The sequence below is a fragment of the Sphingobium sp. DEHP117 genome, assembly GCF_030867385.1.
Classification (GTDB): domain Bacteria; phylum Pseudomonadota; class Alphaproteobacteria; order Sphingomonadales; family Sphingomonadaceae; genus Sphingobium.
The window spans coordinates 844,524-857,624 of the sequence record NZ_JAPFBJ010000001.1 but is presented as its reverse complement, the minus strand read 5'-3'; the positions used below and the strand labels follow the sequence as shown (position 1 = coordinate 857,624).

Genomic DNA, 13,101 nt, shown 5'->3' with positions numbered 1-13,101 from the left:
CTTGTTTTTCCTCCCGCTCAAAGGAACAAGTAAGGGAATTACAATCCACTGTGTTCCGGAATTGACCCCTGCCCCAAATTCGCTAAGCGCGAAGCCATGGAACGCTCGCCTCTCGCCCCTGCCGCCTTCCCTGCTTTGCCCGATATCGCGGGCGTGACCCTGCGCGTGGCCAGGGCGCGCTACAAGGAGTGGGACCGCTGCGACCTCACTTATGCGGAGCTTGCACCGGGCACCGCAGTCGCTGGAGTTACGACGAAAAACCTGTGCTGTTCCAGCGAGGTGGAGCTGTGCCGCGAGGGCATCATCGGTGGTCGGGCGCGGGCGCTCGTGGTCAACGCGGGAAACAGCAATGCCTTCACCGGCTATCGCGGGCGCGAGGCGGTGGAGCAGATCATGGGCCAGGTGGCGGCGCATCTGGATTGCGCGCCCAGCGAAGTGTTCGTCTCTTCCACCGGCGTCATCGGCGTGCCGCTGCCCAAGGACAAGGCGCGCGCGGGGGTGGAAGCGGCGCTCACCGCCGCGCCCTGCAGCTGGGAGGATGCCGCGCTCACCATCGGCACTACCGACACCTTCCCCAAAGGCGCGACCTCGTCCGCCATCATCGGCGACAGGAAGGTTTCGCTCTCCGGCATCATCAAGGGTAGCGGCATGATCGCCCCCGATATGGCGACAATGCTCGGCTACATCTTTACTGATGCGGCGATCGACCCTGCGCTGTTGCAGCAGATGCTCACGCAAGCGAACGGCAAGAGCTATTCCTGCATCACGGTTGATGGCGACACCTCGACGTCTGATACCGTGCTCGTTTTCGCCACCGGCAAGGCAGGGAACGCGCCGCTCGTCAGCCGCGACAGCCCCGGCGCAGACGCTTTTCAGGCGGCCTTGACCGACATCTGCACCCAGCTCGCGCATCTGGTGGTGAAAGATGGTGAGGGCGCGCGCAAGTTCATCGAGATCCGCGTGACAGGCGCGGCTTCTGACGAGAGTGCGCGGCGCATCGGCCTCTCGATCGCCAACTCACCGCTGGTCAAGACAGCGATTGCCGGCGAGGACGCCAACTGGGGCCGCGTCGTCATGGCCGTCGGCAAGGCGGGCGAGCCGGCGGACCGGGACAAGCTCTCGATCAGTTTCGGCGCGACGCAGGTCGCCGCCAATGGCTATCCGGTCGAAGGCTATGACGAAGCGCCGGTTGCGGCGCATCTCAAAGGGCAAAACATCGCCATCGGGGTCGACATCGGGCTGGGCGATGGCCGCGCCAGCGTGTGGACCTGCGACCTGACCCACGGCTACATATCCATCAACGCCGATTACCGAAGCTGAAGGCGGTGGACAGCACAGCGCACCTCCTGATTGCCTTTGCCATCACTGACCTGATCGCATGCCTGATGCCCGGCCCTGCCGTGGCGACGGTGACAGGGTTGGCGCTCGGTGGGTCGCTGCGCGGCATGGCGGGGGCCATCATGGGCATCAACGCCGGCAATGGGCTGTGGTATGTGATGGTGGGCACCGGGCTTGTCGCGCTGGTCAAGCGCGCGCCGGAGGTGCTGGCCGTTCTCGGCTGGGCGGGCATCGCCTATCTGTTCTGGCTCGGCATACAGACATGGCGCGCCCGCGCGCATCTGGAAACCGGGCGCGCGGGAAGGCAAGTCGGCGTTTTGCGCGGTTTAACGACCGGCATTGCGGTCCAACTCGCCAACCCGAAGGCGTTGCTGTTCTTCACCGTTTTCCTGCCGCCCTTCCTGGTGCTCAGCCGGCCGGTCTCGCCGCAGCTCGCTACATTGGCGGCAATCGGCATCACGCTCGAAGTACTGGTGCTCATGGGCTATGGGCTGCTGGCCTACAGGCTGGGCGGGCTGGCGCTCTCGCCCACGGCAGAGAGGCGCGTCGCGCGGGTTTCAGGCGGGGTTTTCATGGCAGTGGCGGCAGGCATGGCGCTTGCGCGGGTGCAGGCATGACGGGCGCGGCGCTCAACAACGCGGTGTCCGCACTCATGCAGAGCGTGGCGCAGGAGGTGATCCTGCCCCGCTATCAGAACCTTGCCGCGCACGAGGTGATCGAGAAGGCGAAGAACGACCTTGTCACCATCGCCGACCGGGAGAGCGAGGCGCGGTTGTCAGAGGGGCTGGCGCGGCTGCTGCCCGAGGCGCTGATCGTGGGCGAGGAAGCCTGCGCGGCAGACCCGGCGCTGCTGGACGGTCTGGCGAGCGAGCTGTGCTGGATCATCGACCCGATCGACGGCACCGGCAACTTCGCAGCAGGGCGCGCGCCCTTCGGCGTCATCATCGCGCTGGCGGAACGGGGCGTGCCGGTTGCAGGCTGGATCTATGATCCGCTCGAACAACGCATGTGCCATGCCGCGCGCGGACAAGGCGCGACGATCAACGGCCAGCGCATCGCCGCGCGGGAGAGCGGAGCGGAGCTGCCGCTCGCGGGCATTTCGACATTGTTCCTGAACCCGCAGGAGCGGGCGGACATCGAGGCGCGGCTTGAGGGGCAGCTCGATATCGTCAGCATTCCCCGCTGCGCGGCAGAGCAATATCCCCGCATCGTGCTGGGGCAGAACGACCTTGCGCTGTTCAAGCGAACGCTCGCCTGGGATCATGCGGCGGGCGTGCTGTTCCTCAACGAGGCGGGGGGAATGGCCTGCCGGTTCGACGGTGCGCCCTATCTCGCTTCATCGGATGCGACCGGGATGCTTGCTGCCGCGTCTCCCGCGATGTGGGACAAGGCGGCGGGGATATTATTCGGCTAACCGAACAGCCGCGCCAGGGATTTATCCAGCACCAGCAGCTGCCACAGCAGCCGGCCATGATCGGCGCGGCCCGCCTTGTGATCCTGCGCCAGCCTGGCCATCGTCGTGCGGTCGAACCAGCCGGTGCGCGCCAGCATCGAGCCATCCGCCACCGCCGCCGCCTCGTTCGCCAACGCCCCGCGAAACCATTGCGCGATCGGCGTGACGAAGCCCATCTTGCCACGATAGAGGATATTGTGCGGCAGATGCGGCTCCATCGCCCGCTTCATGAGGTATTTGCCGGTGTTGCCATGAATGCGCTGACTGACGGGCAGGCGCGCGGCGAATTCGACAAGGCGATAGTCGAGCAGCGGTTCGCGCGCCTCGAGACTGACGGCCATGCTCATGCGGTCTGTCTTGGTAAGGATATCGCCGGGCAGCCAGATCTTGAGATCGGCATATTGCGCGCGGTCGAGCGGGTCACGCGCGGGGGCGCCGTCCATCGCGGTGACGATGCGATCCTCGGCGCGGTGGCCGGAGATGGCGCGGGCGAACTCCGCGCCATAGAGCCTGGCCCGCAGTTCCGGCGTGGTGAAGCCAACCGCGCGCGCATAAGCCTCGCCGCCGCTTATGGCCAGCTCCTGAAAGGTCGATTTCGCGCGCAGACAGCGTGGGGCCCAGTCCGCCTTGGGATAGGCTCGGCCCAGCGCGCCAAACAAAGGCCCGCGCAGCCCCTGCGGCAACAGCCCGCGCAGCCCCTCGCCGCGATGCTGGAACAGATGGCGGCGATAGCCCGCAAACGCCTCGTCCGCGCCATCCCCGGATAGCGCGACCGTAACCTCCTCGCGCGCGAGTTCACACACGCGAAACGTGGGCAGCGCGGAGGCATCGGCGAAGGGCTCGTCAAAATGGCCGACGATGCGGTCGAGCAGGCCGTAATCGTCCGGCGAAACGATGCGCGTGCGGTGATCGGTGGCGAAGCGCCGCGCGACATGATCGGCATAGCCGCGCTCGTCCAGGCTCTCGACATCGAAGCCGATGGTGCAGGTCTTGACGGCTCTTGGCGATTGCTCCGCCATCATCGCGACAACGGAGCTGCTGTCCACCCCGCCGGAGAGGAACGCGCCCAGCGGCACGTCCGCGACCATGCGCAGCTTCACCGCATCGCGCATCAGCGCCACCAGTTCCTCCGCCAGCGCGGCGGGTTTGGCGACGGAACGGTCGGCGAAGGTCACGTCCCACCAGCGCCTGGGAGCCGCAAGCCCCCTTCCCCGCACGAGACGCAGATGCTCACCCGCGCCGAGCTTTTTGACGCCCGCGACGATGCAGGCGTCATCGGGCACATAGCCGAGCGCGATGTAATCCTCGACCGAGCTCAAATCCGGCGCGCGGCGCAGCAGCGGATGGGCGAGCAGCGCCTTCAGCTCCGAGCCGAAAATCACGCTGCCGTCAGACACCTGCGCGTAGTAGAGCGGCTTGACGCCGAGCCTGTCCCGCACCAGCCATAGCGACTGCGTAGCCACATCATACAGCGCGAAGGCGAACATGCCGTTGAACCGCTCCACGCACGCCTCGCCCCACTGGCGATAGGCGTGAAGGATGACCTCTGTGTCGCCGCTCGTGCGGAATTTATGGCCCAGCGCCACCAGCTCGGCGCGCACTTGGGCGAAATTGTAGATCTCGCCATTGTAGGTCACAATGAGGCTGGCGTCCTGGTTCGCCATCGGCTGCGCACCGCCCGCAAGGTCTATGATCGAGAGGCGGCAATGACCCAGCCCGACGCCCGGCGCGGTCCACACGCCGGTGCCGTCAGGCCCGCGATGCGGCATGGCGTCGATCATGCCCTGCACGCGCGCAGGATCGACCGGCTTGGCCGTCTGAAGATGAAAGATGCCCGCAATGCCGCACATGATGTTCTGGCCCTTAGCGGCTTGGCGCGATGGCGTCAGCCAGCGATTGCGGATCGCCGAGCGATTGTAGAAAAGCGCGGATGGCCGCTTCGGCGGGCGCGCCCTCGCGAACCTCGGCCGAGATCAGTATCGCGAGCGCGCGCTGGTCGCGCATCAACAGCTTTGCCTTCATGGTGGCGAGCTTGATCCGCGCGCTGCTCCCCGTCATCCCCGATCCGCCGACGCGGTAGAAACTGACGACATGCCGCCGCACCGGGCCGGGCGCGGTGATGATTTCGCCTCGCGCTTCATCAGGCGCCCATGCAGGGGAGGACCATGTCCATTCGCTCTCCGGGTCGGCGGCGCCCTGCCCGAAGCCGATGAGTTCGCGGCCCTCGGACTGGCGAGCATAAGCGATAATGGCGAGATCGACGATATGGCCGCGCGCATCCGCATAGCGGGCCTGAACGGTCCGATCGGCCCCGGTGAAATGCGGCGTCCATGCATAGGCCATCGGCGCATCGGTGCGCTGCCAGCTGGGGATGGCCGGGGGTGCCATGGTGGCAAGGTCGCCCCTGCCCGCCAGCGCAGAGACATGGCTCCATGCCGGTGCGGCGGTCATGACGGCAAGGGCCATGCCCGCCATAATGGAGGCGGGAGGGCCGGGCCGAAAGCGGATCCGCCGCAGCGCATCCATATCCAGCGCCTGCTCGCCGGGTTTGCGATCAAAAAACGGCCATGCAGCGAGCATCACCAGCGCCATCACGACGGCGAAGAACAGCCACCCCCAAACCACATGATCGACGCCGACCGCTGTCTCTATGCCGCGCTTGTGGGCGACATAGATGGTGCCGAAGGCGCGCACGCCGTTCGCCAGCACGCAGGCTGCGAGGGCGAACATCAGAAAGATGGCACGCCGAACCCATGAGCGAAAGCAGACCTGGCACACGAGCACGCCATAGGCCGTCATCGCCACCACGAACTTCGCGCCGGAGCACGCCTCGGCTACCTCGAAATAGCCTGTGGGCGTGGTGATGAAGATGCCCTCGATATGCGCGGGGATGCCAACAAGGCGCAGCAGCGGCATCGCCATGTCGGCGGTCAGCAGTTGCAGCACCGGTTCCAGCTCGCTGCCCACCGGCACAAGGAAAAACGCGTAAAACAACGGGAACAGCAGCGCGCGGCTTACTTGCAGACCGAGCGAGGCCATAACCACGCCCTGCAGCATCACGATCAGGCCACCATGGCGCAGCACCCCAAGGCTCGCCGCATCGCCGAGCAGCCACAGCAAGGCTCCCGCGCCGAGCCACGCCAGCCCAAGCGTCCAAGTGGCGGGCGTAAGCTGCGCGATCTGCCCGGCGCGCTGCCACACCAGCCAGCCGATGAGCGGCAGGATGAACAGGCAATGGCCATAGGTCGAGCTGGTCCACCAGATGCGCGCCATATCTGCGGCGTCATGATGAAAGAGCAGCAGCACGGCGAGCGTGAGGCCGCCGAGCAGGGTCAGTTGACCGCGCCAGCCCGGGTCGGTCATCCGCCGGTCACCATATCCCGTAACGGGGCGAGAGTCGCTGCCCAGTCATAGCGGGCCTCCATGCGCGCGCGCGCCGCCTGGCCCAGCGTTTTTGCGCGTTGGGGATCAGCGAGCAGCGCCAACACTGCCTGAGCCTCTTCAGCCGGATCGCGGGCGATCATGAGATGCTTGCCCTCCTCCGCGTCTATGCCCTCGGCGGCTTGCGGGGAGGCGACCACCGGCCGCGCCATCGCCATCGCCTCAAGCACCTTGTTCTGGATGCCGCGCGCGATCCGCAGGGGTGCGACAACAACATCCGCCGCCGCCAGCCAGCCGCGCACATCGGGCACGCCGCCCGTGACGATCACGCCGGGAAGATTGCCGAGCGCACTCACCTCCGTCGCGGGGTTGCGGCCGACGATGGCGAACCGGGCATCGGGATGCGCGGCGCGGATCGTGGGCAACGCCTCGCGCGCGAAGCTCTGGACCGCTTCGATATTGGGGCGATAGTCCATCTGCCCGGTGAAGACGAGCAGTGGGACTCCCCGATTTTCGATAGCAGGATATTGCGACAATCTATTGAAATAGTTCAAATCAACGCCGTTATCGAGCGCACGGACATCCGCGCCCTGCACCCCGGCGGTGCGCACGAACATATCCGCCTCCGCCGCGCTGACGAAGGTGGAGACATCCGCCCGCAGCGCTGTCTCCGCCTCAAAGCGCATCAGCACGCGGCCCTCACGCCGGTTGACCCAGCCCATCACGCCGCCCTGCCCCGCCCCATAGGCAGCATATTTCGCGCTGTCGAAATCGACGAAATCCATCACGAAGCGCACGCCCTCTGGCAGATCGCGCGGGACGAAATGCGCCATCTGGACGGAATAGGTGACAACGGCGCGGATCGGGCGGGTTGCCAGCACATGCCGGACCCAGCGGTGCAGCGCCGCGCTCTCATACATCGCGACCAGCATCGGCTGGCGCCTGAGCAAACCGTTCACGCCCGCCACCGCGCGCGACCGCCCCCGCATCAGCACACGCTGGCTTGCTGTCAGCGCCGCCATCTCGTCGGCGAAGGCCATGTCCCGCGCGTCATCGGCGAAGCAGCCGACATGCACCGGGCCGATCTCGGCCAGCGCGTGCAGGATATGATGCGAGCGGATCTTGTCGCCCCGATCCGGCGGGAACGGGATGCGATGCACCAGGAACAATATTTCGCCCGCAGCGGCCATGACGCCTCAGCCCAGCCCGCGCGATATGTAGGGGCCGATGAAGCTTGCCAGCGGCAGGGGCAGTTTCTTCCACAGCTCTACCTTGCGCTGATATTGCGGTGAGAGCGGGTTGATGTCACGCGCTTCCCGGCCCGGCGCGGCGCGGGTGGCGTAGGTCAACGGCTCGCCTTCCCAGCCCCAGGTCTTTTTCCACGCCGCAGGGCCAGTGCCGACCTTGGAACGCCCAAAATCGAAGTGGGTGCAGCCGCGTTGGCGGGCATGGGCCATCAGGTGGAAGTAGCCCGCCTCGTTGGATCGCAGCTTGCGCGCGGCGAGCGTCGCGCCCTGCCAATAGGGCATGCACACGCCATTGTGATAGAGGCTGAATATGGTGGTGAGCGGCGCGCCGTTTTTGCTCACCAGCACGATGTCGGCGTTGTCGCCGAATGCGGAGAGCACTTCGGCAAACATCGCCTTGGGGAACACCGGCGTGCCGAGCCGGTGCACATTTTCGGCGTAGAGCCGATAGTGGATTTCGAGCAGACGCGCGCTGCGGCCGAACTCAATATCAAGGCCATTGTCCAGCCCCTTGCGCACCTCGGCGCGGTGCTTGCGGGGGATGGCGAGCAGCTGCGCCTCGTCATCCGCCTCCAATGGCTTCGCGAAATTGAGATAGGCGCCGGTCTTGAGCGCCCAGCCCTCGCGCGGCAATGCACCGCCGCGCAGCTCTGCCGTGGGGCAGCTCATCGCCTCCGCCAAGCGCCAGCATTCGGCGGAAAGCACCTCGGCTACACCCGCATCCTCGGCCAAAATCCCGCCATCGACCGCAAAGCCGCTGGATACCAAGGCACGCCCGAACAGGGGCGAGTGGATGAGATTGAGCGGCAGTACGCCCGCAATGTCGCCGCCGCCATGACGGCACACCAGCATCATCGCCTGCTGGCCGGTGCCGCGCGCGACCGCGTTGATCCAAGCAGGACGGTGAAAGGGCGTTGAGTCCGAGCGCGCGCCGATCCATGCCTCCAGCGCGGCGACTTGCGCCGCGTCGTCCAGATTGGCGGGCGAGACGATCATGCGGCGGGCCAGCATGGCGCATCCCTTGCCTGATCGGCTGCGACCGCATCCACCCTGCCCCAGCGGAAGGCAACAATCAGCCGGTCGAGCTTGGCCTCGGTGGTCGCGAGGTTGGTATAGTGGCGCAGGCGGGACTTGAGCGGTGCGTTTGCGACGCGCGGCTGATCCGCGTCGATCTCCCACGGGTGGAAGTAAAAGATCGCCGGGCGCTGATCGGTTCGGTTGACCTGGCCCACCGCCCAGCGGGTGAAGCCATAGGGCATCAGCCGGAAGAAGCCGCCGCCGCCCGCCGCGATGGTGCGGCAGAATGCCCGCGCGGTCGTAACCGGCAGTTCGATGAGCGAGGAGTCGGCCAGGGGGCGATAGGCAAAGCGCGGGGCCTCGGGCCAGCCATAATGATCGTGGCGCACCGGCGCGACGCTGCTCGAATAGCTGTAACCTTCTTCGGCGAGGAGGGCATGCGCCCAGGGCGTGCGTGCGTCGATGGAAAAGCTCGGCGCGCGATAGCCGCGCACCGGCACCGCGCCCGCCTGCTCCAGCAGCGCGCGCGATTTGCGCAGATCCGCTCGGAATTGCTCGGGCGTGAAGGTGAAGACGCGTTGATGGTCATAGCCATGGCTGGCCAGCTCATGCCCGGCGGCAACGATGCGGCGAATGAGGTCCGGGTGCCGTTCCGCCACCCAGCCCAGCGTGAAGAACGTGGCTTTCACATTGCGGCGGGCAAATAGATCGAGCAGCCGGTCGGTATTGCGCATGACGCGGGATTCGCACGCGCTCCAATCGGCACGCTTTATCGTGGTCTCGAAGGCGCCGACCTGAAACCAGTCTTCAACATCAACGGATAGTGCATTGATAATACTTGCCATCAATGCCTCGTCATCCTGGGCCGCTCAGGCCGCGCGGCTTTCCGGGTTTTCGTTTTCCACCCAGTCGACCAGCAGGTTGAGCACCTTGCGCAGCGCCGCTTCCTGCTCGTCGCCGCGCGACTCGAGGCCGTGAACCCGCGCCTCGATGGCGTCAAGACGCTCGGCCAGCGCGCGCTGCTCTGGCGCGCGATCTCCGCTGAGGTTGATCACGCGGCGCAGCTCGTCCAGTTCCTCGCGAATGCGGTGTAGCTCCAGCGGGACGGCGTCGGCGGTATCGACCAGGTCGACGACCGGCGCTGGTTCCTCAACGACTTCCGCCAGATCAACCGGCTGGATATCGGGCGCTGCTGCTTCCTCTGTCGGCTCGACCACTTCGGCTACGATCGGCGCGGGCGCGGATGCCGGTGTGGTATCCACTGCGCTTTCAACCAGCCCCATATCGGCGGCAACGGCCTCGACCGCATGCGCGTCTATCTCGCTCAGGTGATCGACGGCACCCAACAGCATCACCCGGCTCATCAGCGCGTTGATGCGGCGGGGAACGCCGTCTGTCGCGGCATAGATGGCGGCATAGGCATCAGCGGTGAAATGCGGGTTATTCGTCCAGCCGACCAGCGAAAGGCGGTGGCGGATATAGGGCTCCACCTCGTTGGCCAGCATCGGCTCCAAGTGATGCGTCGCGATCACGCGCTGGCGCAGCTGCTCCAGCTCCGGCGCGTTCATCAGGGTGCGAAATTCCGGCTGGCCGAGCAGGAAGATCTGCAGCAGTGCCTGACCGCCGAGCTGGAAGTTGCTCAGCATCCGCAGCTCCTCGATGGCGGACACCGACAGCCCCTGCGCCTCGTCTACGATCAGGAGCGTGCGAAGCCCCTTGCGTGCCTGCGCATGGAGGAAAGCCTCGATCCGCTGAAGCAGCTGCGCCTTGGGCAGATGGTCTTCCGTGATGCCGAACTGTTGCGCGACGAGGCGCAGCAGGTCGTCCCCCTCGACCTGGGTCGAGACGATCTTGACCGCGGTGAGACGCTGCGGGTCGATCGTCGACATGACATGGCCGACCAAGGTCGTCTTGCCCGCACCGATCTCGCCGGTGATGACGATGAACCCCTCGCCCTGCGCCAGCCCATAACCAAGATAGGACAGCGCCTTGCGATGCGTGCCGCTCTCGAAATAGAAATGCGGGTCCGGCGTCAGTTGAAACGGGCGGCCCTTCAGCGCGTAGAACTGATCATACATCGTCGTGTCTCTCCACGGGGCGGTGCCCCTAGAATGTATAGCGGACGCCCACCTGCCCCAGCAGATTGACGATCGTGTCGATTGCGGTGGTATCGAGCGCGTCCAGCCCCAGCGAGGCCTGCGCGCTCAGATGCCGCCCGAATTGCCGGTTGTAGGTGGTGTACGCCCCGTAATTGGTCACATCAATGCCGCCCACCGGCGCATCGAGATAATTGCCATAGAGGCTGGCGCCGAGGCTTGAGGCGATATCCAGCTTAACGCCGCCGAACAGCTGCGCGTAGTAATAATCGCTGTGCGCGCCGCTGACTCCGGTGAAGATCGATCCGCGCGGGGCGAGGAACTTGCGCTGGGACCAGCCGCCGGCAGCGCCCCAGTTCCACCGGCGCCCTGTCCAGCCATATTGCGCCGCTATGCCGCGATGGCGGAAGTTGGAGCCGTTGATCGCGGCCAGCGTGTCATTAAGGCAGGTGCCGCCGTTCTGGCCGCTGACGCAGCCGGTGAGGTCGCCGCTGAACGGATTGCGCGCGGCGATGAAATCCGTCGGCAAGGCGACGAGATTGCCGTGCAGCGCGCGGCCAAAGCTGTCGATCCGGTCGAAATAGGCGATCTGGAACAGGCTGTGCGGGCTGGCGCGCCACGTGAAGCTGCCGATATAGTGCATGCTGTCATAGCGCTCGCCGATGCGCGCCTCAAGCGAGGTGCGGCGGCTGGGGCGCCACAGCACCCCTGCATCCCAGATCAGGCCTTCGACGTTATAGGCGACGAGGCGCGGGACGGAGGTGTCTGATATCAGCCTGCCCTTGCCGTCCAGCACCGGGTTGCCAGCATTGTCCACCAATGCCGCGCGCTGGTCGATCTTGATGTCTTCATAGCCAACCCCGCCCACAAGAGCGAGCGTGGCGGACACGGGCACGGTCACGTCGCCGCGGATCCACTTGTCCTGATAACGCTGATCGAGCTCGCTCGCGTCCTCCCGGTCATAGCCGACGCCCACCGACCAGCCAAAGGGCAACGGGCCGGGCTGCATGCCGACGGATGCGGTTGCGGTCTGGTAGACGCTCTCGTCAAATACGCCGAACGCCGGGATGCCGCCTACGCTCAGGTTCACATCGTCCTCAATGCGGGTGTAGCCGATGCGATAGGCCGCGTTGACCGAGAGGTCGTTTACATGAGTGGTGAGGGTCGGCCCGGCATAGAGCGAATAGAGCTGCGACACCGAATCGCCCGCCGTGATGAGCGATCCGCCATTGGCGCTCGACAGGCCATCGGTACGCACCCGCGTGGCAAGCGCGCCGCCCTCGATGCTCAGACGGTTCGGGATCACCGCATAGCGCCCGCGCAGCATGCCGGAAAGGATGTCGCTATCGACCGCCCGCTTGCCCCAGCCGAACTGATGCTCATAGCGGGCGTCGGCGCGCACTTCGGTGCGGGCGGTTTGAAGCGTCGCGTCGACCCCTGCAGCGAGCGAGGTGTAGGTCAGCACGTCCTCCGCGCCGCCCTTCAGGTTTGCCAGGAAGGTCTGGCTCGCCTCGATATAGGGATGCACCTCGGTCCGCGCCTGCGCGGGATGCGCGGCCACGGCGGCCAATGCGGTCAGGGAAAGGAGAGTGCGGCGCACGGCGTTTCAGCCCTCCCGGCCATAATAGGTGCCGAAGCGGCGGCCGCTGGCGGAGAATTTCACCCCGTTCAGCATCAGCTGCACGTTGCGGCAGCCATTGAGAAGCTCTGCCGCATCGCGCAGCGCCGTCTCGCTGGTCCGATCGGCCCGCACCACAAGAAGGGTCAGATCGACATGGGTGGCAAGGATCGACCCCGCCGAGGCTGCCAGCAACGGTGCCGAATCGATGATGACGATACGCTCCGGCCGCCCGGAGATCAGTGCCGCGATCAGCTCACCCATGCGTGCGGAGGCGAGATATTCGGTGTCGCTGGTGCTGCCCGCGCCTGCGGGCAACACGGCCAGGCCGGGAACATCCGTGCGGATGACACAATCCTCGATCCGCACAGCCGGATCGGCCAGCGCATCCAGCAAACCCTTGCCGGTCTGCAAGCCGAGCAGGCGTGGCGCATCCGGCTTGGCGACGTCGCCATCGACCAGCAAAACCTCGACCGCGCTCTCGGCCGCAAGCGATAGCGCGAGGTTGATGGCGCAGAATGTCTTGCCATCACCGGGGTGCGCCGACGCAACCAATACGAGCTTGCCGTCTGCCCGCGCCTCGCCTTCGGCACGCAGCGCGGCCTGAAGCTCGCGCTTGACGATGCGGAACTCCTCGGCGAGCCCACTGATCGGCGCGCCGGGGACGAGGAAGCCATTTTCGGCCAGCACCGCACGGTCAATGGCCTGCACCGGGCCGCCCCAATCCGCCGCGCGGGGCCTGGCGGCACTCGCTGGCACATCAGTCTGTGCGGCGGGCGGGGAGAAAACGGGCGGCGGGGGAATCAGCTCGGGCGGAACGGCAAGCGGCGGTAGTCCCTGGCCTTTCAGGGCTCCACTGAAATCAAATATGTCGGATGCGCGCTCCAGCAGGCCCTTAGCCGGGGTGGCAGCGTCGCGGTCGCGGTGCGGGAAATCCTGTTTACCCATGTC

Annotated in this window: 11 protein-coding genes; 3 read left to right on the top strand and 8 right to left on the bottom strand. The window is 66.1% G+C overall.

Annotation, left to right across the window (positions count from 1 at the left end; translation table 11 throughout):
* Window positions 1–96: 96 nt before the first annotated feature.
* Genes argJ through OOT33_RS04250 form a run of 3 tightly spaced genes read left to right on the top strand, consistent with a single transcriptional unit; the run spans window position 97 to window position 2,752 of the window.
* The gene (gene argJ / locus OOT33_RS04260; protein WP_307748768.1) at window positions 97–1,320 is read left to right on the top strand and encodes a bifunctional glutamate N-acetyltransferase/amino-acid acetyltransferase ArgJ; all 1,224 of its coding nucleotides are present in this window, start codon (window positions 97–99) and stop codon (window positions 1,318–1,320) included.
* Between the two features lie 5 nt (window positions 1,321–1,325).
* Window positions 1,326–1,955, top strand: a complete 630-nt coding sequence (locus OOT33_RS04255) for a LysE family transporter (protein ID WP_307748767.1) — start codon at window positions 1,326–1,328, stop codon at window positions 1,953–1,955.
* Window positions 1,952–2,752: an inositol monophosphatase family protein gene (locus tag OOT33_RS04250; protein ID WP_307748766.1), complete on the top strand. Its 801-nt coding sequence runs from the start codon at window positions 1,952–1,954 to the stop codon at window positions 2,750–2,752. Before OOT33_RS04255 ends, OOT33_RS04250 begins: the two co-directional genes overlap by 4 nt.
* Here OOT33_RS04250 and OOT33_RS04245 read toward each other — a convergent pair.
* The 8 genes from OOT33_RS04245 to OOT33_RS04210 are packed head-to-tail and all read right to left on the bottom strand — an operon-like array spanning window position 2,749 to window position 13,098.
* Window positions 2,749–4,641, bottom strand: coding sequence for an XrtA/PEP-CTERM system amidotransferase (locus OOT33_RS04245; protein WP_307748765.1), 1,893 nt, complete (start codon window positions 4,639–4,641; stop codon window positions 2,749–2,751). The two genes, OOT33_RS04250 and OOT33_RS04245, sit on opposite strands and share 4 nt — an antisense overlap.
* Window positions 4,642–4,654: 13 nt before the next feature.
* Entirely contained in the window at window positions 4,655–6,154 is a 1,500-nt protein-coding gene (gene xrtA, locus OOT33_RS04240; RefSeq protein WP_307748764.1) for an exosortase A, read from the bottom strand.
* Window positions 6,151–7,362: a TIGR03087 family PEP-CTERM/XrtA system glycosyltransferase gene (locus OOT33_RS04235; protein WP_307748763.1), complete on the bottom strand. Its 1,212-nt coding sequence runs from the start codon at window positions 7,360–7,362 to the stop codon at window positions 6,151–6,153. The genes xrtA and OOT33_RS04235 overlap by 4 nt, the downstream gene beginning before the upstream one ends.
* 6 nt (window positions 7,363–7,368) lie before the next feature.
* Entirely contained in the window at window positions 7,369–8,430 is a 1,062-nt protein-coding gene (locus OOT33_RS04230; protein WP_307748762.1) for a FemAB family XrtA/PEP-CTERM system-associated protein, read from the bottom strand.
* The gene (locus OOT33_RS04225) at window positions 8,412–9,281 is read right to left on the bottom strand and encodes an XrtA system polysaccharide deacetylase (protein WP_307748761.1); all 870 of its coding nucleotides are present in this window, start codon (window positions 9,279–9,281) and stop codon (window positions 8,412–8,414) included. The genes OOT33_RS04230 and OOT33_RS04225 overlap by 19 nt, the downstream gene beginning before the upstream one ends.
* 24 nt (window positions 9,282–9,305) lie before the next feature.
* On the bottom strand, window positions 9,306–10,514 hold the full coding sequence (locus OOT33_RS04220) for an XrtA/PEP-CTERM system-associated ATPase (protein WP_307748760.1): 1,209 nt from the start codon (window positions 10,512–10,514) through the stop codon (window positions 9,306–9,308).
* A gap of 28 nt (window positions 10,515–10,542) precedes the next feature.
* The gene (locus OOT33_RS04215; RefSeq protein WP_307748759.1) at window positions 10,543–12,132 is read right to left on the bottom strand and encodes a hypothetical protein; all 1,590 of its coding nucleotides are present in this window, start codon (window positions 12,130–12,132) and stop codon (window positions 10,543–10,545) included.
* A gap of 6 nt (window positions 12,133–12,138) precedes the next feature.
* Window positions 12,139–13,098 (bottom strand): AAA family ATPase, encoded by a 960-nt coding sequence (locus OOT33_RS04210; RefSeq protein ID WP_307749294.1) that lies wholly within the window; start codon window positions 13,096–13,098, stop codon window positions 12,139–12,141.
* Window positions 13,099–13,101 lie beyond the last annotated feature (3 nt).